The organism is Kribbella sp. NPDC048915, from assembly GCF_040649595.1.
In the GTDB taxonomy this organism is placed as follows: Bacteria; Actinomycetota; Actinomycetes; order Propionibacteriales; family Kribbellaceae; genus Kribbella.
Genome location: NZ_JBEZFT010000030.1, coordinates 51,952 through 76,698 on the forward strand (window position 1 = coordinate 51,952; position 24,747 = coordinate 76,698).

Here is a 24,747-nt window from a genome sequence, read left to right on the forward strand (position 1 = left end):
ACCGCCGACGGGCCGCGACCGGACCGTGGCAGGCACCGGCCGCGGTCCCGCGGGGATTCCATCGTGGTAGTCAGCGGTACGCGTCCTCGTCGTCGTCGCCGCCGACCTCGCGGCGCTGTTCCTCGACGTCGGCCGGGTCGGCCTCGGCCGGCAGGCCCTCGGGCGCCGACGGGCGCTCGTCCACCGCGGTCGGGGCGAGGCGCTGCTCGAGCACGTCGGCCGGGTCGGCCTCGGCAGGCAGGCTGTCGCCGGCCAGGTCGTCGGCGGCCGGAATCTCGTCGATCGGACCCTCGTAGTCGCTCATCTGGCTCGTGCTCCTCTCGTCCGCGTCACCGCGCCTGCTGCGCGGCGGGCGTCTGGTATGGCTGGTGCGGCTGAGAAGGCCTGAAACGGCCTGAGACAGCCTGGACGGGGCTGGTACCCCTCCTCAGGCCTTCACAGCCGGCAATGGCTTCGGGTCGTCGTACAGTCCTTCGAGGATGTCGCCGTACTCCTCGATCCGGGCGAGGACGTCCTGGGGCAGGAACCGGAGGTCCTCCGGCGTCCTGGCCGACGCCACCTCGTCCCAGTCGATCGGTGTGGACACCCGCGGCTCCTCGGCGCCGCGGAGCGAGTACGGCGCCAGCGTGGTCTTCGCGCTTGCGTTCTGGCTCCAGTCGATGAACACCTTGCCAGGCCGCAGTGCCTTGGTCATGTTGGCGGTCACGCTCTCCGGCAGCGCCTCCGCCAGTTGCTCCGCCAGGAACTTCGCGAACGCGCTGGTCTGTCTGGACGACACCGGCTGCACCGGCACATACAGGTGCATCCCCTTGTTCCCGGAGGTCTTCGGCCAGCCCTCCAGCCCGAAGTGGGTCAGCAGCTCCCGCAGCGCCAGCGCGACGTCGCAGCACTCGACAATGGTCGCTCCTGGTCCTGGATCCAGGTCGAACACGATCAGGTCCGCCCGGGGGTTCTTCCCGCCGTCCGACAGCCCGATGCGCCACTGCGGAACGTGCAGCTCGAGTGCGGCCAGGTTCGCCAGCCACACCACGGTCTGTACGTCGTCGCACACCACGAAATCGGCTTCGTCGCGCCCGGTCGAGCTGCCCGGTGTCGGCAGCGTCTCGATGCGCACCCAGTCCGGCGTACCGCGAGGAGCGTTCTTCTCGAAGAAGTACGCCGCCTCGGTGCCGTCCGGCCAGCGTTTGCGGGTCAGCGGCCGGTCGGACAGATGCGGCAGCAACAGTGTCGCCACCTGGTGGTAGTACTCGATCACCTCGGCCTTGGTGAAGCCGGTCTGTGGATACAGCACCTTGCCGAGGTTGGTGAGCTTCATCGTCTGCCCGTCGACCTCGGTCGTCAGCTGTTGCTGCGCTCCCGCCATACCTCCCAGTCTCCATCAGGAGCGGCACTTAACATGGGTGCCGTGGACAGTTACGGGCCAGTAACCGGGGACGCCGCTCCCATAGAGTTGCAGCAGTGGCCGGAGCGGCGGGTGCCGGTCGCAGGGGTGGAGCTGCTCGTTCGGGACATACCGGACGCCCAGCCAGACCTGCCGCCCGCTCTGTTCGTTCACGGCCTCGGCGGGTCGTCGCTGAACTGGACGGCGCTCGGACTGCTGCTCAACGGCACGATCCGCGGTATCGCGCCCGATCTGCCGGGTTTCGGGCGTACGCCGCTGCAAGGCGCGACCGGGATCGCGGAACAGGCCGAGCTGCTGATCCAGCTCCTCGAACGCGAGTTCGACGAGCCGGCGCACGTCTTCGGGAACTCGATGGGCGGCGCGTCGTCGGTGGCGCTGGCGGCGCAGCGTCCCGACCTGGTGAAGTCGCTGACGCTGGTCTCGCCGGCGCTGCCGCATCCGCGGGTGTCGGCGAGCGCACTGTGGTTCACCGCACTGGCGACGCCACGGATCGGCCCTGCCGTCCTGGAGCGTACGGCGCGGTTGCCGTTCAACCAGCGGTTCGAGGCGTCGTTGGCACTCGTGTTCGGGGACCCGCGGGCGCTGGCGCCCGAGGTGCGCGCGGCGTACGAGCAGGAGCTGCGCCGCCGGGACACCGATCCGTGGGGACGGCAGGCCACGGTTGAAGGGGCGCGCAGCATCCTGCGGTCGTCGCTGGCCCGGCGGGGCCGCTCGCTGTGGGCGGACGCCGCGCGGGTCGAGTGCCCCGTGCTGCTGATCTACGGCGGCAAGGACCGCCTGGTCGACGCGCGGATCCGGATGAAGGCGCAACGCGCGTTCCCGAACGCCCGGCTGCTGTACCTGCCGCGGTCGGGTCATGTCGCGCAGATGGAGCATCCGGACGAGGTGGCGCGTGCCGTCCGGCAACTGATCGAGTCGAATCCGCAGCTGGACTGAGACACGACTGAGCGGCGGCTCCGATCAACTTTCCTCTCGCCTGACAAGTACTACAGGTGACCTGTTGGACGAACGAGAGGACCGCTGTGCGAGTGATCGGCAGAACCGCCCGAAGTCTGTCGCTGGGGATGGTCGCACTGCTGGGAGTGGGGACGCTCACCGCCACCGCCGCACCGCCACCGCCGCCACCTGTTGCTGATAGCAACCAGTGGGAGGTGCAGGCAGTACCCAATGGCTACCAAGTGACGCTGCGTCTGGACGAGCCGGTGCCGATGCGGGCCTCGCTGCCCCTGCTGGAGGTCGACGGCAGACCACTGGGTGTCGCGAAGCAGTCGGCGGATCGCAAGACGCTGACGCTGGTCACCGTGGACCCAGCTGCCCGGAACGCCAAGGACGTTCGCCTGGTCTGGTCCGGTGACCTGGGCAAGCAGGCCGGCAGGAGCCGCGCTGCCGGCGGGCCGACCGACAGCTACTGGCTGAAGGCCCGCACAAGCCCACTGCTGCCTGCGGATCCCGGTGCGCTCGGCAAGTACAACGTGGACACCGCGGAGTACGACCTCGGCGACGAGGCCGTCTACCTGCCGGGCCTGGAGCACCGCGCTGAGCTCCGCGGAAAGGTGTACACGCCACGCGGCGCGGTCGGCCCGCGTCCGCTGGTGGTGTTCCTCCACGGCCGCCACTCGGTGTGCTACGACGACCCCACCGACCCGTCCGAGGACGACAAGCCGTGGCCGTGCCCGGCGGGGATGAAGCCCATCCCGAGCTACCGCGGGTACGACGGACCGGCGACCGCACTGGCCAGCAACGGGTACCAGGTGGTGTCGATCAGCGCCAACGCCGTGAACGCCTGGGACAGCGACGCGTACGACGCCGGCGCTCAGGCACGCGCTGAGCTCGTCCTGGACCACCTGGCACTTTGGCGGAAGTGGTCGACCGTCGGCGGCGGGCCGTTCGGCAAGCGCTTCGTCGGCATGGTCGACCTGCAGAACGTCGGCCTGATGGGCCACTCCCGCGGCGGCGAAGGCGTAGCGCGGGCAGCCGTGCTGAACGCGGACCGCGGCGGCCAGTACGGCATCCGCGCAGTACTACCTCTCGCGCCGACCGACTTCGCCCGCGCAACGGTGCCCGGTGTCGCGATGAGTGTCCTCCTGCCGTACTGCGACGGCGACGTGTCCGATCTGCAAGGCCAGAAGTTCTACGACGACACCCGGTACTCCGTCCGTGGTGACACCGCGCCGCTCTCCACCGTCACCGTTCTGGGCGCCAACCACAACTTCTTCAACACCGAGTGGACACCTGGTCAGTCCGTCGCCCCGTCGAACGACGACTGGTACGGCGACGACAAGGCTGCGCCGTGCGGTGCGAAGTACGCGGGCCGGTTGACCGCGAAGCAGCAGCAGGCCGTGGGCACGGCGTACGTCGCCGGCTTCTTCCGGCTGGAGTTGGGGCGTGAAACGCAGTTCCTGCCGCAGTTCGACGGCTCCGATGCGCGGGCGGCGTCTGCCGGGCAGGCCGTCGTACGGGTGGTGTCACAGGCACCTGTGGTGTCGCGGCGGGACCTGAACCACTTCGACAAGCCACTGGCGGCCGGAGCCGTTACCGGCAAGGTGTCCGCGACTGTTTGCGCTGGTGTGACCACGCCGTCCGAGAAGGCGGCCACGCCGACCTGCATGGTGTCCGAGGACTGGGGCAATGCACCGCACTGGGAGACGGCGTGGTTCGCCGCCAAGACGCCGACTACCGCGGTCACCAAGCTGCAGTGGACGGGGACGAACGGCGTGGTGCGCGTCGACGTACCAGCAGGGCAGCGTGACGTACGGCGCTTCTCCGCGCTGATGTTCCGCGCTGCACCGGACCCGACTGGTGCGCCCAGGACCGACCTGAGCGTCCGCGTGGTCGACGGGCACGGGCGGTCGGCAGTAGTACCGGTGTCCGCAGTCAGTGACGCACTGGTCCGAATGCCAGGCAACAACGACGTAGGCCTGCCGAAGAACCTGCTGCGCACTGTGCGGATTCCCGTGTCGTCGCTGAAGGGCGTAGACCTGCGGGACGTCCGCACGGTCGAGCTGCGGACGGATCGAGTGGCCAGCGGGTCGGCGTACGTCAGTGACCTGGGCTTCTCGACGCCAGGTGTCGGCCACTCGGCGCCCGCCGTACTGCTGCCGAAGCTGTCCGCGTCCAGCGTCACGGTCAAGGAAGGCGACCAGGGCACGCACACGATGGACTTCTGGGTGCGCATGTCGCGGCCGAGCATCCGTCCGATCAGCGTGTACGTCGAGACGAACGGCGAGCTGGGCACCTCGGTGGGGGAGGTGGCGCGGCAGCTGGTCTTCAAGCCCGGACAGACCCGACAGAAGGTGAGCGTCCCGATCACGGCGAACACCCGGGACAGTTACGACCTGCCGTTCAACCTGGTGCTGTCCGCGCCGCGCGACGGCCTGCTCGATCAGTCGTTCGGCCACGGGCTGGTCCTCGACGACGACCCGACACCGACGCTCACGCTCAGCAACCTCAAGGCCGGCGAGAAGGCCGGAGTGGTCAGCTTCGGGGTCATGCTGTCCGCTCCGAGCGACCGGTACGTCAGCGTCGGCGGTGAGCTGCGGGACGGTACGGCGGTGCTCCGGCAGGACTACACCGGCCCGGACGGCGACGGCACCGGCGAGCCCGAGCGGAGGATCTACGGCTGGATCGAGCCCGGCCGGACCGCCGGCCTTCTCCAGGTGAAGATCCTCGACGACCGGGTCAGGGAGCCGGCCGAGACGTTCACCGCGGTGGTCGACGAGGTGGACGGGGCCGTGGCGAGGGTCCCGGTCACGCTCACCGCGACCGTCGCCGACGACGACTGAGACGGAGGTACCGCGATGTGGACTCCGGAGGGGGTCTCCGGCGGCGTGCGGGAACATGGAGGCGGGACAGATGGTTGAAACTCATCAGGTCCTGTCCGACGTCTTCCTGAGGAGCCGACACGTGTCACTGCCACCGCTGGTCGAACCGGCCGACGAGCTGACGATTGACGAGGTGCGGCGGTATTCGCGGCACCTGATCATCCCCGAGGTCGGGATGGCCGGGCAGAAGCGGCTGAAGAACGCCAAGGTGCTGGTGATCGGCGCCGGCGGCCTCGGCAGTCCCGCGCTGCTCTACCTGGCCGCCGCCGGGGTCGGCACGCTCGGCATCGTCGAGTTCGACACCGTCGACGAGTCCAACTTGCAGCGCCAGATCATCCACGGCCAGTCCGATGTGGGCAAGTCCAAGGCGCAGTCCGCCAAGGAGTCCGTCCTCGAGGTCAACCCGTACACGAACGTCGTCCTGCACGAGACCCGGCTGGACAACGACAACGTGTTCGAGATCTTCGAGCCGTACGACCTGATCGTCGACGGCACCGACAACTTCGCCACCCGGTACCTGGTGAACGACGCCGCGGTGCTGCTCGGCAAGCCGTACGTCTGGGGCTCGATCTTCCGCTTCGACGGCCAGGTCAGCGTGTTCTGGGCCGAGCACGGCCCGTGCTACCGCTGCCTCTACCCGGAGCCCCCGCCGCCCGGCATGGTCCCGTCCTGCGCCGAGGGCGGCGTGCTCGGCGTGCTCTGCGCGTCGGTCGGCGCCGCGCAGGTCACCGAGGCGATCAAGCTGCTCACCGGTATCGGCGACCCGTCGCTCGGCCGGCTGAACATCTACGAGGCGCTCGACCTGAACTGGCGCAGCCTGAAGGTCCGCAAGGACCCGAACTGCGCGATCTGCGGCGAGCACCCGACCGTCACCGAGCTGATCGACTACGAGAGCTTCTGCGGCGCCCTGACCGAGGAGGCGGCCGACGCGGCCGTCGGCTCGACCATCTCGGTGAAGCAACTGTCGGAGTGGATCAAGCTCAAGGAGAACGGCGAGAAGGACTTCGTGCTGATCGACGTCCGGGAACCGAACGAGTATGAGATCAACCGGATCCCGGGCTCGGTGCTGATCCCGAAGGCGGACTTCCAGACCGGTGTGGCGCTGGAGAAGCTGCCGCAGGACAAGCAGCTGGTCTTCCACTGCAAGTCCGGCGTCCGCTCCGCCGAGGTGCTCGCGATCGCCAAGGGCGCCGGCTTCTCCGACGCCGTCCACGTCGGCGGCGGTGTGGTCGCCTGGGTCGACCAGATCGACCCGAGCCAGCCGTCGTACTGACACCAGCAGCACAGCGAAGGGCTCCCGCCGACCGGCGGGAGCCCTTCCTGTTCGAGGTGCTCGGTCAGAACGGCATCCGGCAGGTCGCGACCGCCTCCACCGCGGCCGGGTCGCCGGTCACCACGGGGTTGTCGTCCCGGCCGGACAGGGTCCGCATGTAGGCGACCGCATCGACGGCGGCACGACCGACCGGCTCACCCCTCCCGACGCGGTAGGTCCCACCTCCCTGCCCGGTCAGCTCGAGTACGACGGCGGGTCGGTCGTCCCAGAACGGTCCGGCGGCCTCGAGGTCGTACATCACCTGCGCGATGAGCTCGTCGGCGTACGGACCGGGGTCGAACGGTCGCTCGAGTGCCTGGCACACGTCGTCGCGGTGCATCCACAGGTCGCGTGCCAGCAGGATGTCCTCGATGTAGCCGATGGACATTCGCGGTGCCGGGTCGACCTGCATCGAGATGCGCCGGAACACCTGCGGGTTGCGGGAGATCTTCTCCGTGGCCTTCGCCCAGATCCGGTCGAACTGCGCGCGCAGCTCGGCCGGCGGCGTACCGCGGTGTTCGTCGGCCTGCACCATCATGTGCGCGTCGAATCGCTGCACACCGGGGTACGCGCGCTTGTTTTTCAGCCACCGGCGCGGCATCGACGTCGGCTTGACCACGTCCTCCGCCTGCCCGATCAGGTGACCGGCGATATCCGCGATGTCCCAGGCATCGCAGACGGTCTGCCGATGCCACTCGTCGCCCTCGATCGACGCGAGCAGGTCGTGCCAGGCCTGGATCTCCGCATCTCGGTGGCGGCGGCACGCGGCTCGATCGGCCCGCCCGATCTGCTCTGCGAGTACTGCGCTCATCTCTTCCCCCTGGTCGGTGCGTAGTGCTGATAGAACATTTCGAGTACGACGGGAAGCAGCCGGCTGAACCGCCCCTCGTCGAAGGACGCGTCGGGCTCGTTGGCGAGCTGCTGTGACAGCAGGCCCGCCGTGATCGACGTGAACAGCGCGATGCCCTCCTCGGTCGCCGCGTCCGGGTGCAGCCGGCCGGCGTCGACCGCCGCTTGGAGTTGCGCGCGCAGATCGTCGATCGCCTGCCGCGCGGGCGCGAACGCCTCCGGGCTCGGCTCGAAGCCGGGGACCGTCCGCCAGAACAGCAGTTGCGAGTAGACCGGGTTCTCCATGCTCCACCGGGCGAAGGCCGTGGTCCCGATCAGGTGCAGCTCGACGACGTCGTCGGTCGTCGCGGCCGCCACCGCATCCCGTTGCGCGGCCAGGAACTGCTCTGCACCGCGCTGGAACAGCGCGTCGTAGATCGCCATTTTCGACGGGAAGTACTGATACAGCGACGGCGGCTGCATGCCGAGCCGTCGCGCCACCGCCGACAGACTCAGCGCCGCGACGCCCTCGGCCGCCATCAACTCAAGCGCGACGTCGAGGATCTCCTCGATCGTCTGCCGACGACGGCGGGTCCGGCGGTCCGGCGCGGTTGTGCTCATGCCATGAGGAAAATCTAAGGCCATTAGGGTTGTCAACACCTCGTCGATTGTCCCCGCCGGGACGTACTGTCGGAGGCATGTGCAGAAACATCACCGTCCTGCGAGGACTCGAGCCGTCCGCGACCTCCGAGGAGATCTACGCGGCCGCGTTGCAGTACGTCCGAAAGGTGACCGGGGTCGGCTCGCTGAGTGCGGCCACCCGCGGCCCGATCGAGCGCGCAGCCACCGAGGTCGCGCGGATCACCGAGCAGTTGCTCGCGGAGATGCCGGCCCGGCGGACACCGCCGCAGACCGTGCCGCCGCTGCGCCGCCCGGAGGTCCGCGCCCGCCTCGGCCTGGACTGACGCCGGCGGAGTAATGTCACCCCGGGAATCGGTTACCACCACGGGTTGCCCTGGGAGGCACGGATGCGGTTCGCGATCAAGACCAGGCCGGAACACACCACCTGGCAGCAGATGCGGGACGTGTGGGTCGCGGCGGACCAGTTCGAGATCTTCGAGTCCGCCTGGCACTGGGACCACTTCTACCCGCTGAGTGGCGACATGCAAGGCCCCAACCTGGAAGCCTGGACGACGCTGGCCGCGCTCGCGCAGGCCACCTCGCGGATCCGGGTCGGCTGCCAGGTCAGCGGGATGATCTACCGGCACCCGGCCGTGCTCGCGAACATGGCGGCGACCACCGACATCATCTCCGGCGGCCGGCTCGAGCTCGGCATCGGCGCCGGGTGGAACGAGATGGAGACCGCGGCGTACGGCATCGACCTGTACCCGCTGAAGGAGCGCTTCGACCGCTTCGACGAAGGCACCCAGGCGATCATCGCGCTGCTCACCGAGAAGGTCGCGAACTTCGACGGCAAGTACGTGAAGCTCACCGACGCGTACTGCGAGCCGAAGGCGATCCAGACGCCGCACCCGCCGATCACCATCGGCGGCAAGGGCCCGAACCGCACGCTTCGCGCCGTCGCCAAGTGGGCCCAGCAGTGGAACGTCATCGTGCCGAGCCCGCAGGACTGGAAGGCGCTCAAGGACGTCCTGGTTCAGCGCTGCGAGGAGGTCGGCCGCGATGTCGACGAGATCACCTGCTCGGTGAATGTCCGGATCGATCCGGACAGCCCGCTCGACAAGGCGGTCGCCGAGGCCGCGGCGTACGGCGAGGCCGGCGTCGACCTGGTCGTGATGAACCTGCCGCTGGACGCGCCGCCGTCGGTGCTCGAGCCGCTCGCCAAGGCGCTCGCCCCGCTCGCCTGACACCAGTCGGGTACTCGGCATGGACAGAGAGGAGTACGTCGAGGCCGTCCTGCGTGCCGTGGAGTCGATCCCGGAGGGCAGCGTCGCGACGTACGGGGACATCGCGGAGTACGTCGGCCAGGGCGGACCGCGTCAGGTCGGCGCGATCATGCGCGAGTACGGCGGTGGTGTGCCGTGGTGGCGGGTGATCCGCGCGTCCGGCGTACCCGCTGACGAGGTCGGCGACGAACAGCTCGAACTGTTGCGTGCCGACGGCGTCCGCGTGGCCAACGGCCGCGTCAACCTACGCGAGGTCCGCTGGAACCCTGTCGAGTGAGAACGGACGTCGGCGGCGTGGCGGCCCCGCCCCGGGTCCCCACGCCGCCGACGGTTCGTACTGATCGATGCGCCGCGGTCGCGGAAAGTTGCCGGATGGCTACGCCCTTTCTGTCCGGTTTCCGACGATCTGCGAGGCGCGCCGGGAGCCCGTGTGGTTTTGTCGGTGGGGTCTGTTGAGATGTGGCGGTGGTCAGCAGACAGGGGTCCCGGTACCGGTTGGTCCGGGAGGAGCGCAGCAGCGCCGGCGCACCTGTCCTCGACGCCGACCAGCAAGCCGTGGTGGAGCATCCGGGCGGGCCGCTGCTGGTGCTCGCCGGGCCCGGCACCGGCAAGACGACGACGTTGGTCGAGGCCGTCGTCGACCGGGTCCGCAACCGCGGGCTGAGTCCGGACGAGGTGCTGGTGCTGACGTTCGGCCGGAAGGCCGCGACCGAGCTCCGCGACCGGATCACCGCGCGGCTCGGGCGGACGACGCGGGTGATGCCGTCGATGACGTTCCACTCGTTCTGCTACGCGTTGCTGCGCCGGTTCACGCCGGCCGACGCGTTCGACGTACCGCTGCGGTTGCCGTCCGGTCCGGAGCAGGCGCTGCGGTTGAGTGAAGCGCTGGCCGGGAGTCGCGAGGTCGGTGCGGTGCAGTGGCCGAGCAGTCTGCACCCGGCGCTGAAGACGCGCGGTTTCACCGACGAGGTGCAAGCCGTCATCGGCAAGGCGCGACAGCTAGGGCTCGACCCGCAGGACCTGTCCGCGATCGGGCGGTCGGCGGAGCGGGCCGAGTGGGTCGCGGTCGGCGACTTCTTCGAGGAGTACCTGCAGATCCTCGACGCCGAGCAGGTGCTGGACTATTCCGAGCTGATCCATCGCGCGGTGATCCTCGCGCAGCAGCCGCAGGTGCAGGCGAAGCTGCGCGCCGAGTTCAAGGCCGTGTTCGTGGACGAGTACCAGGACACCGACCCCGGTCAGACGAAACTGCTGCAGGCGATCGCGGGCGACGGGCGTGACCTGGTCGTGGTCGGCGATCCGGATCAGTCGATCTACACGTTCCGCGGCGCCGACGTGCGCGGGTTGCTGCGGTTCACCGACGAGTTCCGGACCCGCGACCGCGAGCCGGCCGCCCAGATCGCCTTGGGTACGACGCGACGCTTCGGCAGCACGCTGCTCCGCGTGTCGCGCAACGTGGTGAACCGTCTCGGCGTACCGGGATCGCTCGACCGAGACACCTTCGAGCGGTTCCGCAACCCGGATGCGTCGGGATGCGTGTTCGGTCCCGGCAAGGTCGAGGCGAACCTGTACTCGACGAGCGGCGCCGAGCTCGAGCACATCGCGGATCTGCTCCGGCGCGCCCACGTCCAGGACGGCGTCGGGTGGAGCGAGATGGCCGTGCTGGTGCGGTCCGGCAGCAGGTCCATCCCGCCGCTGCGTCGGGCCCTGTCGGCGGCCGGTATCCCGGTCGACGTCGCGGGTGACGAGTTGCCGTTGTCGCGCGAGCCCGCCGTACGGCCGATGCTGCTCGCACTGCGCGCGGTGGCCGATCCGGAGACCTTGACCGTCGACGTCGTCCGGGCGTTGGCGCTGTCACCGCTGGGGAACATGGATGCCGGCCAGCTACGGCGATTGGCGCGCGAGTTGCGCCGGCGGGATCGGGACGCGGCCGGCGGGACGCGGTTGCCTCGGTCGTCCGACGAGCTGCTGCGGGAGGCGCTGCTGAACCCGCTGCTCCTCGACCAGGAGCGGTCGCCCGCCGAGGCGCGGTTCGCGACGCTGGGCGAGCGGTTGCTCAAGGCAAGGAATATCGTGACCGCGGGGGCGGCGCCGGACGAGGTGATGTGGTCGCTGTGGGCGGATTCGCCGTGGCTGCGCCGGTTGCGCGGTCAGGCCGCCTCGGGCGGCGAGACGGCGCGGATCGCCAACCGGGACCTCGACTCGTTGTGCGCGCTGTTCGACGCGGCTGGCCGGGCCGAGGAGCAGGTCGGGTTCAAGGGCGTCTCGGCGTTCCTGTCCGAGCTCGAGTCACTGGACATCGCGGGCGACAACCGGTTCGACGGGACCTATCGCGAGGCCGGCGTGCAGCTGATGACCGCGCACCGGTCCAAGGGTCTGCAGTGGCGGCTCGTCGTGGTCGCGTCGGTCCAGGAGGGGCAGTGGCCGGATCTGCGGCGGCGCGGTTCGCTGCTCGAGCCGGACCGGTTGGGCCCCGACGGCCTGATCGATCCGTTGTCGGCGGGTGCGTTGCTCGCCGAGGAACGACGGCTGTTCTACGTCGCGATCACGCGAGCGCGGGAGCGGCTGGTGGTCACCGCCGTCCAGGCGCCCGAGGCCGACGGTGATCAGCCGTCCCGTTTCCTTTCCGAGCTCGACATACCGGTGAAGCTGGTCGCCGGTCGGCCGCGGCGGCCCTTGTCGCTGCCTGGCCTGGTGGCGGATCTGCGGTGTGTCCTTGCGGATCCGGCGTCGTCACCGGCGTTGAAGCGTGTCGCGGCGGACCGGCTGGCGCAACTGGCGGACGCGGTCGACGATCGCGACCAGCCGCTGGTACCGGCCGCCGATCCGGCGCGCTGGTGGGGGGTGCGGGAGCGGACGGAGTCCGTGCGGCCGATCGTGGATCCGGAGCAGCCGGTGCCGTTGTCGGGGAGCGCGCTGACGACGCTCGTCGACTGTCCGCTGCGATGGTTCCTGACCCGGCGCGCCGGCGGTGAGACGCCGAGTACGTCGGCGATCGGGTTCGGGATGGTGCTGCACACGCTGGCCGACGCGGTCGCGACCGGCACGCTGCCGCCGTCGATCGACGAGCTGAACGGCTGGCTCGACAAGGTGTGGACGCAGCTCGAGTTCGAGTCCGCGTGGATCTCGGATCGCGAGCGCGTCGAGGCCGAGCAGGCGCTGCGGCGGTTCGTCGCGTGGCACCAGGGACGGCCGGACCGGAAGCTGATCGGGACGGAGGTGGACTTCGACGTCCTGCTGCCCGACGAGGAGCACCCGGCGGTCCGGGTGAAGGGCCGGATGGACCGCGTGGAGAAGGATCCGGAGGGGAAGGTGCGGGTGGTCGATCTGAAGACCGGCCGCTCGGTCCCGACCAAGCCGGCGCTCGAGCGGCACGTCCAGCTCGCGATCTACCAGCGGGCGATCGCGTCGCGGCAGCTGAAGAAGCTCGGCGAGGACGCCGAGTCCGGCGGTGCCGAGCTGGTGCAGTTGCGCCACGACGACAACGGCGGCTTCCCGAAGGTGCAGCCGCAGGCGCCGCTGGAGACCGGCGAGGACGGCCGCAGCTGGCTGGACGACGCGGTCGACGAGGCCGAGGAGACGATCCGCTCCGAGGACTTCGTTGCCAAGCGCAACGACGGCTGCGCGCGCTGCGAGGCGCGCTCGTTGTGCCCGATCCAGCCCGAAGGACGGGAGCTGCTGTGATCTGCGGAAAGGAGAGCTGCTGATGGCGCGCGCCCGGCTCACGTCGACCGCGGAGCTGTGCGATCTGCTGGGGATCCCGTTCTCGGATCAGCAACTGGCGGCGATCACCGCTCCGCTCGAGCCCGGCGTCATCGTCGCCGGCGCCGGTTCCGGGAAGACCACCGCGATGGCGGCCCGGGTGGTGTGGCTGATCTGCACCGGCCAGGTGAAGCCGGAGGAAGTCCTCGGGCTGACCTTCACCAAGAAGGCGGCCAACGAGCTCGACGTCCGGATTCGCGAGGACCTGACGAAGGCCGGCGTCCTCGGCTCGACCCTGCCGACCGACCAGCACCCGATCCTTGCGGCGCACCTGCGCAGCAACATCCCGAACTGGGAGCCCGAGGAACCGGGCGAGCCGGTCGTCTCGACGTACCACGCGTTCGCCGGCACGTTGATCGCGGAGCACGGGCTGCGGCTCGGTCTCGAACCGGACGCCCGCGTGCTGGCCGACGCCACCCGGTATCAGCTGGCCGGTCGCGTCGTCCGGCGCTCGGCCGGCCCGATCCGGTACGCGTCGCACCACGTCCCCACACTCGTGAACAGTCTGCTCGCGCTGGACGGCGAGCTCGCCGATCATCTGCTCCGCGCGGACGACGTACGCGACCACGACGACGCCGTACGGCGGGAGGTCGCGGCAGCGCGGAAGCAGACCGTCGAGGTGCGAAAGCTGGCCGAGACCGCGTTGAAGCGGGGCGAGATCCTGCAGCTGGTCGAGGAGTACCAGGCGTACAAGGCCGAGCGGGGGGTGGTCGACTTCGCCGATCAGATGGCGCTCGGGGCGCGGCTCGCGGAAGAGTGCCCGGAAGTCGCGGCCGTCGAGCGCGGGCGGTACAAGGTCGTGCTGCTCGACGAGTACCAGGACACGTCGGTGTCGCAACGGCGGATGCTCACCGCACTGTTCGCGGCCGGCGACGGGCGCGGCCACCCGGTCACGGCGGTCGGCGACCCGTGCCAGGCGATCTACGGGTGGCGTGGTGCCTCGGTCGCGAACCTGGACGAGTTCCCGGAGCACTTTCCGCGGGCGGACGGTTCGCCGGCGCGGCGGTACGTGCTGAGTGTGAACCGCCGGTGCGGCAGCCGGATTCTCGCGGCGGCCAACCAGCACGCCGCGGAGCTGTACGAGCAGCACCCGGGGGTCATCCCACTCGAGGCTCCGTCGGACGCTCCGGAGGGTGCGATCACCGTCGGGCTCTTCGAGACGCGCTCGCAGGAGATCGAGTGGGTCGCCGACGCGATCGTCGCCGCGCACCGCATCCGGAACCGCCGCTGGAAAGACATCGGCATCCTGATGCGGACGAACGTCGACCTGAGCGCGGTGCACGAGGCGTTGATCGCGCGCAAGGTCCCGGTCGAGGTGGTCGGGCTCGGCGGTCTGCTCGCCTTGCCCGAGGTCGTCGACGTGGTCGCGACGCTGCAGGCGGTCAACGATCTGACCGCGAACGCCGCGATGCTCCGGATCCTCACCGGTCCGCGGTACCGGATCGGGCACCGCGACCTGGCGCTGCTCGCCAACCGGGCCCGGATGCTCGCCGACGCGGGGGATCGGCCCACGGCCGACGACCTGGTCGCCGCGCTCGACGCGGCCGTCGCAGGGATGGATTCGACCGAGGTCATCTCGCTCGCCGAAGCCGTCGACGATCCGGGACCCTTGGAGTACTCGCCGGAGGCGCTGGTCCGGTTCAAGGAACTGTCGACCGAGCTCCGTGAGCTGCGGTCGCACGCGAGCGAGCCGCTGCTCGACCTGGTGCGCCGGGTGATCAGCACGATCGGGCTGGATGTCGAGCTGACCGCGACCCCCGACCACATCGACGCCGGCCGCCGCGACCACCTCGCCGCGTTCCTCGATGCCGTCGGCAACTTCGTGTCGACCGAGTCGGACGGTTCACTCGACGGCCTGCTGGCGTATCTGGCCGCCGAGGAGGAGTACGCCGCCGGCCTCGACCTCGCCGTACCGAGTGAGGCCGATTCGGTGAAGCTGCTCACCAGCCACCGCGCGAAGGGCCTCGAATGGCCGATCGTATTCGTGCCGACCCTGGTGCAGAAGGTGTTCCCGTCGGATCGCGGCCGGGACAAGTGGACGACCAACGCGAAGGTGCTGCCGTGGCCGCTGCGCGGTGACGCCGACACGCTGCCGGACATCGGCGAGCTGACCAACGCCGGGCTGAAGGCGTTCGCCGAGGAGTGCAAGCACGTCAACGCTCTGGAGGAGCGGCGGCTCGGGTACGTCGCGTTCACCCGCGCGAAGGAGCTGCTGGTCGCGACCGGTCACTGGTGGGGTCCGACGCAGAAACGCCCGCGCGGCCCGTCGGCGTACCTGGAGACGTTGAAGAAGTACGCCGGGGAGCGGGTGATCGCGTGGGCGGATCAACCCGATCTCACCGACGAGAATCCGGAGCTCGCCGAGCAGACCCAGGCGCAGTGGCCGACGCCGTACGACCCGGAGGCGTACCAGCGCCGGCTGGAGGCGGTCGCGCTGGTGCAGCGGGCACGCGCCGAAGGACCGTCGGCCGAGGCCGAGGAGTCGCTGCTGCTCGACGAGCAGGCGACGGTCGCGCGCTGGGACTCCGAGATCGAGCGGTTGTTGTCAGAGGCACGGGAAAGCCGGAGCCGGAAGGCGTACGAGGTGGCGCTGCCGGCCGCGCTGTCCGCGACACAGGTGATGCGGCTGGCCAAGGATCCGGACGGTCTGGCGGCCGAGCTGGCCCGCCCGATGCCGCGCAAACCCAACCGGGCGGCGCGCTTCGGGACCCGGTTCCACGCCTGGGTGGAAAGCTACTTCGGCCAGCAGTTGCTGCTCGATCCCGACGATCTGCCCGGCGCCGCGGACGAGGGCATCGTCGACGACCGCGACCTCACCGAGCTGATGGATGCGTTCCGCGACGGTCCGTTCGGCGACACCACGCCGTACGAGATCGAGGCCCCGTTCGCCCTAGCTCTCGACGGCCGCGTGATCCGCGGCCGGATCGACGCCGTCTACCAGGTCGTCCGCCCGGACGGTTCCCGCGGCTACGACGTCATCGACTGGAAAACCACCCGCGGCGAAACCGCCGACCCGCTGCAGCTCGCCATCTACCGGATTGCCTGGGCCGAGCTGATGAACATCCCCCTCACCCACGTCACCGCCGCCTTCTACTACGTCCGCACCGGCGACATCGTCCGCCCCGAAAACCTGCCCGCCAAGCCCCAACTCAGCGCCCTGTTGAACGGCTGATCAGGTCGCCGCTCGGGTGGCCCGGCGGACGAGTTCGGCGGGCCCGATCCCGACCGGGAAGGGTCTGCCGGCCTCGAACCGAGATTCCCCGGTTTCTCAGCCGGCGAGGGGGTTTTGGAGGGTGCCGGCGTACTGGAGGGAGCTGGCGATGTCGGTGAGGTCGACCATCTGCTGGTTGTTGCGGAGTTGGAGGCGGTTGAGGCAGGACAGCGCGAACTCCGGCGCGAAGATGTCGTACTTGGCGAAGGCGTCGGACAACTCGGGGGTGGCTGCCTGGTAGTCGCGGATCGCGGCGGCGACGACCGACCAGAATTCCGCAGGCGTCAGCAGACCTTCCCGGTCGAGCAGGGGGGAGAGGAACCGGAAGATGCAGTCGAAGACGTCGGTGAAGATCGACAGCAGTTTCTCGTCCTCCGGTACGTCGGCGCGCACTCGCTCCGCCGCGGGCGGTACCGGCGTGGACGGGTCGAGAACGGCGATCTCCTCCGCGATGTCCTTCATGATCACGCGGATCGGGATCGCGTCGCGCAGTACCAGGATGAGATTCTCGCCGTGCGGCATGAACACCAGCTCGTACGCGTAGAAGCAGTGCAGCAACGGGATCAGGTACGCGTCGACGTACGCCCGCAGCCAGTCCGCCGGCGCCAGCTTCGACGCCCGGATCAGCGCGGCCGCCAACGACGCGCCGTGCCGATCGACGTGCAGCAGGGATGCCATTGTCGCCAGCCGTTCGCCCGGTTCGAGGGACGGCACCGGGCTCTCTCGCCAGAGCGCGGACAGCATCTTCCGGTACGGCGACGTCTTGTCGGTCGCGTTCTCGTAGTACCGGTTGTGGTACCCGATCGCGGCGATCTCCCGAAGCACGGTGAACCCGTAGCGCTTCAGCACGAGATCGTTCGACACGACCGAGTGCACCCAGTCGTTGATCGCCGGTGTCGCCGCCATGTACGTCGGCGACAGCCCGCGCATGAAGCCCATGTTCAGCACCGACAACGCGGTCTTCACGTAGCACCGCGACGGCACCGACCGGTTGAAGAACGTCCGGATCGACTGCTGCGGCTGATAGATGTCCGCGGTCGACCCGAGGTGGACGATGTGCCCCTGCGCGATGTCGGCCGCGAACGTGATCGACGTCTTGTTGTCCCACTGCCACGGATGCACGGGCATGTATACGTACTCGACCGGATCCGCGAGCGCCGTGAAGCGCTTCAACACGTCGTCGTCCAACTCGGAGCGCAACAGTTGCTCGTAGGTCAGCGTCGAGCTGTGCGAGATTGTGGTGCGATCCCGCCGGGTCGCGATCCAGGTCAGCCGCACGCCCGCACCGGTCTCCGGTGCGTAGGCCAGGTAGTCGGACCGACCGAACCCGAGTCGCCCGTTGTTCGCCACGAAGCACGGGTGGCCCTCGGTCATCGCGGCCTCGATGGTCTGGAAGTCCGCGGTGACCAGGTCCTGCGCGGTGAGGTCCGGCTTCGACAGCTTGTACGCCGCGGACGCCAGCGTGCTGCTGATCTCCTCGAGGTACACCGGGAGCATCTCGCGCCCGATTCCCAGCTGCTCGTGGAACTCGGTGATGAACTCCAGCGCATCGACCGCGCCGCCGTCGTCACGGACCACGGTCCCGATGTCCCAATGATTCAACGGATAATGCCGCGCGCTGAAGCGATACCTGCCGACCACGTACTCATTGCCGTCAGCAACCGGTTCGAGGATGCGCTCGTGGGTGAACTCCGCCAGCGCCTTCCGCACCAACGCGTGATTCACGACTGTCCAGTTGTCCATCAGCCCGCCTCGTTCATCCGCAGCGCCTCGGCGTACTGGTCGCGGGTACAGAAGCTCAGCCACGCCTGCTTGTCCGGCAACTGGACGACACGGTGCTTGCGGAACCCCATCCGCGCGTTCAGCGCCTGGATCTTCACGTTCCGGACGTCGGGTTCGACGACGACCCGATCGACCAGCGGATCGCTGAACAGACTGTCCATGATCGTCTCGAAGATCGCGGTGGTGAACGCCGGGATTCGCTCACCGGCCGGCGGACCGACCAGCACGTGCATGCCGATGTCGCCGGGCGCCACGTCGTACGTCTGCCCGACCGCGTCGTGCGCCGGGTCGTACCGCTCCATCAGAAACGCCGGCCGGCCGTCGTCCTCGCCGAGGAACGCGTCGTGATGCGGGCTCTGCGAGATCCGCAGGTACTCCGCGTGCACGTCGGCGACGGACGCGTCGAGAAGTCCCCAGTACCGCGCGTACGGCCGGGTGACCCAGCTGTGCAGGGTGGTGACGTCCTCGGTGAGGTCGAACGGGCGCAAACTGAGGGTGCCGAGTCCGGGGACGAAGCGCCGGTACGTCGGCTCGGGGACTGCTCTGGTCATGGCGGAGCTGCTTTCAAGCGGGCGGGCTGTTAGCTAAGGCTTACCTTAGTAGATGCTAACTGAGACTGCAGTGGGACCCTGGGAATAGTCCGCGCGGCGGATGTTTCGCGGCGCTCGTTCTGCCTACGGTGGGTGACATGTTGATCGCCGAAGACCTCTTGCTGCTGCTGTACGACGACCAGACCGGTAAGCCGATCACCGGCGCGCCTGGACTGGACTACGCGCTGGCCGGGGCGGTCCTGATCGAGCTGACCCTGCAGCGGAAGGTCGACATCACGACCGAGGGCAAGGCCGGCCGTCTGCGGGTGCTCGACGGTACGCCGACCGGTGACCCGATCCTGGACGAGCGCCTCGCCTACGTGGTCGGGAAGCCGGGCAAGAAGCCGAAGGATCAGATCGGCAAGCTCTCGAAGCACCTGCGCGAACAACTGCTCGCCCGGCTCGCGGACCGCGGGATCCTGCAGGCGGACCAGGGCAAGGTGCTCGGGTTGTTCCCGGTCACGCGCTGGCCGGCGCGGGACGCACGGCACGAGCAGGAGGTTCGCACGCGGCTGCACGGCGTACTGGCCCAGGGACTGCAGCCGGACGAGCGGACCGGGGCGCTGGTCGCCCTGGTGAACGCGCTGAACGTGGTGCCGAAGGTCGTCACCGACGCAGTGGACAAGCGCGCGCTGAAGCGGCGGGCGAAGGAGATCGCCGAGTCCGACTGGGCCGCCGACGCGGTGAAGAAGGCGGTCGCCGAGATGCAAGCCGCGGTCACGACCGCCATCGTCGTCTCCGCCACCGCAGCCTCCGCCGGATCCAGCTGAGCGGCGGTACGGCGTCGCGCGCAGGCTGATCGCCGCCGCGCAGCCTGATCGTCGCCCTGCTGCCCTGGGGTCGCCGCGCAGTACGGTCGTCGCCGCTGGCTCGCACCGGCCTCGGCGACCGGCAGGGGTTACTGCGCGACGCCGGTGTTCAGGCGGGCCTTGATGTCGGGTTTGACGACCTTCCCGACCTTGGAGCGCGGCAGGTCGGGCCAGATCAGGACCTGTTTGGGCGCTTTCACGCTGCCGATGCGCTCCTTGGCGAACGCGATCAGCTCGTCCGCCTCGACCGCTGTCCCCGGCTGCAGCTGGACGACGGCCACCACCCGCTCGCCCCACTTTTCGTCGGGCTGCCCAATGACGGCGCAGTCCTGGACGGCGGCGTGCGCCATCAGCGCCTGCTCGACTTCGGTCGAGTACACGTTGAAGCCGCCGGTGATGATCATGTCCTTCGCCCGGTCGACGATGTACAGGTAGTTGTCGTCGTCCAGGTAGCCGATGTCGCCGGTGTGGTGCCACCCGTACGCCGATGCGGCGGCGGTCGCCTCGGGATCGCGGTAGTACCCCTTCATCACCAGCGATCCACGCACGACGATCTCGCCGCGTCCGCCGTGCGGCAGCAGCGTCCCGTCGGCGCCCATGATCGCCACCGTGACCAGCGGGGACGGCCGTCCCGCGGATGACAGCCGTCCCCCCGCAATATGGCCTGCGGTGTCGAAATGGTCTGCGGGGGCCATGGTCGAGATCATCATCGGCGCCTCGGTCTGGCCGAACAGTTGCGCCATCACCGGGCCGATTCGTTGCAGCGCCTCTTCGAGGCGGGCGACCGACATCGGCGCGGCGCCGTACCAGAAGCACCGCAACGACGAGAGGTCGGTGCTGTCGAGCTCAGGCGCTGCGAGCACCATGTAGATCAACGTCGGCGGCAGGAACGTGTGCGTCACCCCGTGCCGCGGGATCAGCTCCAGAAATGCGTGAACGTCGGGCGTCCGCATGATGACGATCTCACCGCCGCACGCCAGCACCGGGAAGCACAGCACGCCGGCGGCGTGGGTGAGCGGCGCCAGCGCCAGGTAGACCGGCCGCTCGCCGAACGGGTACCCGATCAGCGTCAGCGCGGTCATCGTCTCGAGGTTGGTATTGCTGAGCATGACCCCCTTCGGGCGTCCCGTCGTACCGCCGGTGCCGACGATCATCGCCAGGTCGTCCGGGTCGGTGCGATCGGGGGCCGGCTGGGACGCGCCCCCGCAGAACGCGTCCCAGCCGACGGTGCTCCGGCCACTCGGGTGGGGGTCGCGGCCGGAGCTGGGCTCTCCGTCGAGGCACACGAACGTGTGCACTTTCGGCAGTGAGTCCCGGATGCGGTCCACCAGCGGTGCGAACGCCGTCTGGTAGATGAGTACTTCACAGTCGAACCGGTCGAGGAGTTCCCGGTTCTCGGCGGCTTCGTTGCGCGGGTTGATCGGGCACCAGATCGCACCGGCGCGGCTGATCCCGAAAACGCAGCTGAACGCCACCGGATCGTTGGCCGACAGGATCGCCACCTTGCCCCCCGGGCGCACGCCGACCGCGGCCAGGGCGCCGGCGATGCGATACGAGAGCTCCTGGACGTCGGCGTACGTCAGCGTCTCGCCGTCCGTCGTCAGACAGGCAGCGCCAGGCGCCAGCGATGCGCCCTTGTCCAGGTAGTCGACCAGCCGCACTTCGAACTCCTTAGTGCAGCACCGTCAGCTGCGGCTCGGACACCAGCCCGAAGCTCCGCAGTACGCCGAGCAGTTCCCGGTGACCGAAGGCCTGGCAGCCACTCGCGAAACCGACGCGCTTCGGCGGCGTCTGCAGCAGCGAGTACGCCGCGTACGCCTGGAGCAGACCGGTCTGCTGGTAGTTGCTGTTGCCGTGGATGACGCAGTGCGCCCGGCCGAGGGGTCCGGAGGCGTGGACCGAGTCCAGCGTCTTGTTGACGCGCGGGTTCTCCCGCGGCGGCATCTCGTTCATCACCTGGCGGGCGGTCTCGGTGAGTGCGACATTGCGGTCGTCCGGAGACATGTCCTTCGTGGCTTCGAGGGCAGCGGCAACGATCTGCGGGACGCCGTTCATCAGCGCGGCGTTGAAGACACCACCTTGGGCCTTGACGTTCGCCACGCGCGGATCGCGCTTGAACCACACCGGGTGCGACATGCCGCCCCAGGGCAGCGACAATGCGAGCTCGTGCTGACCTGGAACCACCAGTGGCACCAGGCCCTGCTCGGGGAATTCGACGTACTGGTTGTTCTCCAGATAATGCGCTTTCGACGTCGCGGCGTTCACCAGAATCGTGCGGGTCGAGGCGATGGTCGGGCTGCCGCCCCAGAACACGGCGATGTCCAGCGAGTCGAGGCCGGGCTGTTCGAGGCACAGTTGTGCGGCGATCTCGCTCGTGGTGTACATCTGCGCGATGCCGGGAGCGAGCACCAGATTGGCTTCGGCGAACTGCGGGCCGTACTTGTCCGCGCAGGTCATCAGCCAGTCTTGCTCGCCGGTCGTGTCGGTGTAGTGCGCACCTGCGGCGAGCGCTGCTTCCACCGCCACCGGTCCGAGTTCGCTGAACGGCCCCACAGTGTTCAGGACCACGGATGCTCCGGTGAAGAGTTCGGTGAGTGCGGCGACGTCGTGCTCGACCTGGGCGATCTCGTAGTCGGCCGTCTCGATTCCGGGGACGTTCGCTTCCATCGACGCCTTGAGCTTCGCCTCGTCACGACCGGCCGCGACGAACGGCACGTGGTACTGCCGGAGGTACTCACACACCAGCCGCCCGGTGTACCCGGACGCACCGTAGACCACAACAGGCTTCGTCATCGTCACATCCCCATTCCGCCGTCGACGGGGAGGCCGATGCCGGTGATGAAGCGGGCCTCGTCGGCGGCGAGGAAGACGACCGCGTCGGCGATGTCCGAAACTTCGCCGAGCCGGCCGGCCGGGGTCAGCCCGACCACTGCGGCGACCGCGGCCTCGGGCGACTCGAAGAGGCCCAGTTCGGCGACGTCGTTCGCCAGGCCGGCGCCCATCGCGGTCGGCACCAGGCCGGGGTAGATGCAGTTGACGCGGACGCCGTACCCGAGCTTGCCGGACTCCATCGCGGCGACCCGGGTGAGCCGGTCGACCGCGGACTTGGTCGCGGAGTACACCGCGATTCCTGGGAAGGCGATGGTGGCCGCGACCGACGCGACGTTGATGATCGCGCCGCCCTGGCCGGCCAGGCCGCCGGGACGCATCGTCCGCAGCCCCCACTTGATCCCGAGGGTGGTGCCGAGCACGTTGACGTCGAGCATCTTGCGGATCTGGTCGGTGGTGACGTCGGTGAGCAGGCTGGTGATCTCGATCCCTGCGTTGTTCACCAGGATGTCGAGGCCGCCGAGGATGTCGTTGGCGGCGACCACCGCGTTCTCCCAGTCGCCGTCGTCGGTCACGTCGTGGGCGACGAAGCCGTGCCCGCCGCCGTACTGCTGGTCGAGCGCGTCGGCGGCCGCCTCGCCGACGTCCTTCTGGACATCGGTGATCACGACCTTGGCGCCGGCCGCCGCGAGGGCTTTCGCCATCCCCTCGCCGAGCCCCTGCGCGCCGCCGGTGACCAAGGCCTTGCGGCCGGAGAGATCGAGTCCACCCATCTGAAGCTCCTTTGCTCGGCACGGGATGGTTCACACTGTGGCCAGACTTTTGACACGCGTCAAGAGTTTGTTTGACAGTTGTCAAGGAAACTCCCTGCCGGCGGGCGCATCCGGCTCGTGGCGGGGTACCCTGACGCAACGGCGGTTCCGCGAGAGAGTGGGTGATAGCTGTGGCGTCCGCAGCTGAGGAGCGGCCTGCTCGCGTGTCCGGCATCGACAAGATCGAGCGCCGCCGGATCGCGCTGGCCGAGTCCGCGCTGAAGACGCTCGGCGAGCTCGGGTACGCGCGCACCAGCCTGCGCGAGATCGCGAACAACTCCGAGTTCACCCACGGTGTCGTGCACTACTACTTCCGCGACAAGATCGACCTGATCAGCTACTGCGTGCGCTACTACAAGACCAAGTGCGCCCGGCGGTACGACGAGGTCGTCGAGACCGCGACCACGGGCGACGAACTGGTCAGTGGATTCCTGGCGCGGATGACCCAGACGCTGGTCGAGGAAACCCCGATGCACAAGCTCTGGTACGACCTGCGCGCGCAGAGCATGTTCGAGGACCAGCTCCGGCCGGACGTCGAGGCCATCGACGAACTGCTCGAGGAAATGATCTGGCGGATCCTGACCCGGTACGCCGAACTCACCCGGACGAAGCCGTCCGTGGATGCGCCGACGGCGTACGCGTTGATCGACGGACTGTTCGAGCAGGCCGTGGTCGGTTACGCCGCCAACCCGGAGAAGGTCCCGGCCCTGCTGTCCGACCGCCTGCTGCAGATCCTGCCCAAGCTGATCGCCTAGATGATTGATGCACGGGGATTGGTGTCCGGCGTGGATGCAAGCTGACCAGTGACCCGCGGTTGGTTGCGCCTGGCACCGGTACGACAACCACGCCGATCGGCGGTCCGTACCAGCAGCCGATGCTGGACGGCTACAAGCTCGGCCCGGCATCACCGGCCCGGGCGTCCGGTGTCGTCGTGGAAACCAGTAGCGGCCTGACAGTCGACGGACGGACGCCGAACGGCGGCCGCGACTATTGGGGTGCCGCGGTGACGCCCGGCACCAGCCCGAACCGAGGCGCCGACAACACCCACGCCGGCCGCCGCCGGCCTTTGCGCGGCTGACGCCGCGTTCCCACCGCTCCCTCGGCCCAGCCACGGACCGTTCGCCGAGTCGTGGGGAATGGTTCGGGAGGGGTTCGTCGAGTCGTGGGGATTGGCTGTCCTGAGCTGCCGATCTCCACGACTCGGCGGTGGGGTGGGTGTGACGGGTGGCGACAACACGCGAGCGGGTATCCGGCCCGGGACCTCGGACACGCGCCCGGGACCTTGCACAAGCAATAACCAGTCCACACCCACCACAATCTGTGCAAGGTCCCGTCTTCAGCCCGCTCGAGGACCGGCGCAGCCGACCTTGTACGAGCGAATAACCCCCCACGCGTTATCCACTCGTAGGCCGTGCCGTGGATCAGCCGGCGGTGAGCTTGCCGGCGGTGTTCGGCGCGCGGTGGCGGTGCGGCATGGTGCCGCGGCGAGGTGACGGTGCGGCGTGGCGCCGTGGCGTGGTGCCGCGGCGCGGGGTGGTTGCGTGAGGTTCTGGTGCGGCGTGGTGGCGTGGTGCGGTCGTAGGAATCTCCGGGTTTCCGCCCCACGGTGGGTTCACCCACGGTGTTGTGGGTTCCGCACCCCTCACACGGGTCAGGAACCCACACCACGATGGGTGAACCCA

General features: G+C 69.1%; 20 protein-coding genes. 11 read left to right on the forward strand and 9 right to left on the reverse strand.

Features of this window, described 5'->3' with window-relative positions:
* Nucleotides 1-70: 70 nt before the first annotated feature.
* Both AB0B82_RS17705 and ligD read right to left on the reverse strand, forming a co-directional pair.
* Nucleotides 71-304 (reverse strand): hypothetical protein, encoded by a 234-nt coding sequence (locus AB0B82_RS17705; protein WP_360168904.1) that lies wholly within the window; start codon nucleotides 302-304, stop codon nucleotides 71-73.
* A gap of 123 nt (nucleotides 305-427) precedes the next feature.
* The gene (gene ligD / locus AB0B82_RS17710) at nucleotides 428-1,363 is read right to left on the reverse strand and encodes a non-homologous end-joining DNA ligase (protein ID WP_360168907.1); all 936 of its coding nucleotides are present in this window, start codon (nucleotides 1,361-1,363) and stop codon (nucleotides 428-430) included.
* Between the two features lie 111 nt (nucleotides 1,364-1,474).
* On the opposite strand from ligD, the gene AB0B82_RS17715 reads away from it, so the two are divergent.
* From AB0B82_RS17715 to moeZ, 3 genes are all read left to right on the forward strand, one after another.
* A complete protein-coding gene (locus AB0B82_RS17715) occupies nucleotides 1,475-2,338 on the forward strand; it encodes an alpha/beta hydrolase (protein WP_360168910.1) in 864 nt (287 codons plus the stop codon).
* Between the two features lie 242 nt (nucleotides 2,339-2,580).
* A complete protein-coding gene (locus AB0B82_RS17720) occupies nucleotides 2,581-5,184 on the forward strand; it encodes a Calx-beta domain-containing protein (protein WP_360168913.1) in 2,604 nt (867 codons plus the stop codon).
* Between the two features lie 121 nt (nucleotides 5,185-5,305).
* A complete protein-coding gene (gene moeZ / locus AB0B82_RS17725; RefSeq protein WP_360168916.1) occupies nucleotides 5,306-6,496 on the forward strand; it encodes an adenylyltransferase/sulfurtransferase MoeZ in 1,191 nt (396 codons plus the stop codon).
* 64 nt (nucleotides 6,497-6,560) lie between these two features.
* Here moeZ and AB0B82_RS17730 read toward each other — a convergent pair whose 3' ends face one another.
* Nucleotides 6,561-7,346: a maleylpyruvate isomerase family mycothiol-dependent enzyme gene (locus AB0B82_RS17730; RefSeq protein WP_360168919.1), complete on the reverse strand. Its 786-nt coding sequence runs from the start codon at nucleotides 7,344-7,346 to the stop codon at nucleotides 6,561-6,563.
* Nucleotides 7,343-7,984 carry a TetR/AcrR family transcriptional regulator gene (locus AB0B82_RS17735; protein ID WP_360168922.1) on the reverse strand — a complete coding sequence of 214 codons (642 nt, stop codon included), beginning with the start codon at nucleotides 7,982-7,984 and terminating at the stop codon, nucleotides 7,343-7,345. The genes AB0B82_RS17730 and AB0B82_RS17735 overlap by 4 nt, the downstream gene beginning before the upstream one ends.
* 77 nt (nucleotides 7,985-8,061) lie before the next feature.
* On the opposite strand from AB0B82_RS17735, the gene AB0B82_RS17740 reads away from it, so the two are divergent.
* From AB0B82_RS17740 to AB0B82_RS17760, 5 genes are all read left to right on the forward strand, one after another.
* Nucleotides 8,062-8,328: a DUF2277 domain-containing protein gene (locus tag AB0B82_RS17740; protein ID WP_360168925.1), complete on the forward strand. Its 267-nt coding sequence runs from the start codon at nucleotides 8,062-8,064 to the stop codon at nucleotides 8,326-8,328.
* 63 nt (nucleotides 8,329-8,391) lie between these two features.
* Nucleotides 8,392-9,231 carry a TIGR03560 family F420-dependent LLM class oxidoreductase gene (locus AB0B82_RS17745; RefSeq protein WP_360168928.1) on the forward strand — a complete coding sequence of 280 codons (840 nt, stop codon included), beginning with the start codon at nucleotides 8,392-8,394 and terminating at the stop codon, nucleotides 9,229-9,231.
* 19 nt (nucleotides 9,232-9,250) lie between these two features.
* A complete protein-coding gene (locus AB0B82_RS17750) occupies nucleotides 9,251-9,547 on the forward strand; it encodes an MGMT family protein (protein ID WP_360168931.1) in 297 nt (98 codons plus the stop codon).
* A gap of 188 nt (nucleotides 9,548-9,735) precedes the next feature.
* Complete coding sequence (locus tag AB0B82_RS17755; RefSeq protein WP_360168934.1) at nucleotides 9,736-12,954, forward strand: ATP-dependent DNA helicase; 3,219 nt, start codon at nucleotides 9,736-9,738, stop codon at nucleotides 12,952-12,954.
* A 22-nt stretch (nucleotides 12,955-12,976) separates the two neighbouring features.
* Complete coding sequence (locus AB0B82_RS17760) at nucleotides 12,977-16,204, forward strand: ATP-dependent DNA helicase (RefSeq protein ID WP_360168937.1); 3,228 nt, start codon at nucleotides 12,977-12,979, stop codon at nucleotides 16,202-16,204.
* A 96-nt stretch (nucleotides 16,205-16,300) separates the two neighbouring features.
* Here AB0B82_RS17760 and AB0B82_RS17765 read toward each other — a convergent pair whose 3' ends face one another.
* Nucleotides 16,301-17,986: an IucA/IucC family siderophore biosynthesis protein gene (locus AB0B82_RS17765; RefSeq protein ID WP_360168940.1), complete on the reverse strand. Its 1,686-nt coding sequence runs from the start codon at nucleotides 17,984-17,986 to the stop codon at nucleotides 16,301-16,303.
* Nucleotides 17,986-18,576, reverse strand: coding sequence for a GNAT family N-acetyltransferase (locus tag AB0B82_RS17770; protein ID WP_360168943.1), 591 nt, complete (start codon nucleotides 18,574-18,576; stop codon nucleotides 17,986-17,988). Before AB0B82_RS17770 ends, AB0B82_RS17765 begins: the two co-directional genes overlap by 1 nt.
* 137 nt (nucleotides 18,577-18,713) lie before the next feature.
* On the opposite strand from AB0B82_RS17770, the gene AB0B82_RS17775 reads away from it, so the two are divergent.
* The gene (locus AB0B82_RS17775; RefSeq protein ID WP_360168946.1) at nucleotides 18,714-19,385 is read left to right on the forward strand and encodes a GPP34 family phosphoprotein; all 672 of its coding nucleotides are present in this window, start codon (nucleotides 18,714-18,716) and stop codon (nucleotides 19,383-19,385) included.
* A 128-nt stretch (nucleotides 19,386-19,513) separates the two neighbouring features.
* Here the strand turns inward: AB0B82_RS17775 and AB0B82_RS17780 are convergent, their stop codons facing one another.
* From AB0B82_RS17780 to AB0B82_RS17790, 3 genes are read right to left on the reverse strand one after another with little or no spacing between them, the layout of a single operon-like run.
* Nucleotides 19,514-21,085 carry a long-chain fatty acid--CoA ligase gene (locus AB0B82_RS17780; protein ID WP_360168949.1) on the reverse strand — a complete coding sequence of 524 codons (1,572 nt, stop codon included), beginning with the start codon at nucleotides 21,083-21,085 and terminating at the stop codon, nucleotides 19,514-19,516.
* Between the two features lie 10 nt (nucleotides 21,086-21,095).
* Nucleotides 21,096-22,217 (reverse strand): DUF5938 domain-containing protein, encoded by a 1,122-nt coding sequence (locus tag AB0B82_RS17785; protein ID WP_360168951.1) that lies wholly within the window; start codon nucleotides 22,215-22,217, stop codon nucleotides 21,096-21,098.
* Between the two features lie 2 nt (nucleotides 22,218-22,219).
* Nucleotides 22,220-23,026 carry an SDR family oxidoreductase gene (locus AB0B82_RS17790; protein WP_360168954.1) on the reverse strand — a complete coding sequence of 269 codons (807 nt, stop codon included), beginning with the start codon at nucleotides 23,024-23,026 and terminating at the stop codon, nucleotides 22,220-22,222.
* Nucleotides 23,027-23,196: 170 nt separating this feature from the next.
* On the opposite strand from AB0B82_RS17790, the gene AB0B82_RS17795 reads away from it, so the two are divergent.
* The gene (locus AB0B82_RS17795; RefSeq protein WP_360168957.1) at nucleotides 23,197-23,820 is read left to right on the forward strand and encodes a TetR/AcrR family transcriptional regulator; all 624 of its coding nucleotides are present in this window, start codon (nucleotides 23,197-23,199) and stop codon (nucleotides 23,818-23,820) included.
* Between the two features lie 59 nt (nucleotides 23,821-23,879).
* Nucleotides 23,880-24,143 carry a hypothetical protein gene (locus AB0B82_RS17800; protein WP_360168960.1) on the forward strand — a complete coding sequence of 88 codons (264 nt, stop codon included), beginning with the start codon at nucleotides 23,880-23,882 and terminating at the stop codon, nucleotides 24,141-24,143.
* The last annotated feature ends 604 nt before the right edge of the window (nucleotides 24,144-24,747 follow it).

Coding starts and splice junctions, on each gene's coding strand:
- AB0B82_RS17705 (WP_360168904.1), bottom strand. CDS start 304: ATGAGCGACTACGAGGGTCCGATCGACGAGATTCCGGCCGCCGACGAC.
- ligD (WP_360168907.1), bottom strand. CDS start 1,363: ATGGCGGGAGCGCAGCAACAGCTGACGACCGAGGTCGACGGGCAGACG.
- AB0B82_RS17730 (WP_360168919.1), bottom strand. CDS start 7,346: ATGAGCGCAGTACTCGCAGAGCAGATCGGGCGGGCCGATCGAGCCGCG.
- AB0B82_RS17735 (WP_360168922.1), bottom strand. CDS start 7,984: ATGAGCACAACCGCGCCGGACCGCCGGACCCGCCGTCGTCGGCAGACG.
- AB0B82_RS17740 (WP_360168925.1), top strand. CDS start 8,062: ATGTGCAGAAACATCACCGTCCTGCGAGGACTCGAGCCGTCCGCGACC.
- AB0B82_RS17745 (WP_360168928.1), top strand. CDS start 8,392: ATGCGGTTCGCGATCAAGACCAGGCCGGAACACACCACCTGGCAGCAG.
- AB0B82_RS17750 (WP_360168931.1), top strand. CDS start 9,251: ATGGACAGAGAGGAGTACGTCGAGGCCGTCCTGCGTGCCGTGGAGTCG.
- AB0B82_RS17760 (WP_360168937.1), top strand. CDS start 12,977: ATGGCGCGCGCCCGGCTCACGTCGACCGCGGAGCTGTGCGATCTGCTG.
- AB0B82_RS17765 (WP_360168940.1), bottom strand. CDS start 17,986: ATGGACAACTGGACAGTCGTGAATCACGCGTTGGTGCGGAAGGCGCTG.
- AB0B82_RS17770 (WP_360168943.1), bottom strand. CDS start 18,576: ATGACCAGAGCAGTCCCCGAGCCGACGTACCGGCGCTTCGTCCCCGGA.
- AB0B82_RS17775 (WP_360168946.1), top strand. CDS start 18,714: ATGTTGATCGCCGAAGACCTCTTGCTGCTGCTGTACGACGACCAGACC.
- AB0B82_RS17785 (WP_360168951.1), bottom strand. CDS start 22,217: ATGACGAAGCCTGTTGTGGTCTACGGTGCGTCCGGGTACACCGGGCGG.
- AB0B82_RS17790 (WP_360168954.1), bottom strand. CDS start 23,026: ATGGGTGGACTCGATCTCTCCGGCCGCAAGGCCTTGGTCACCGGCGGC.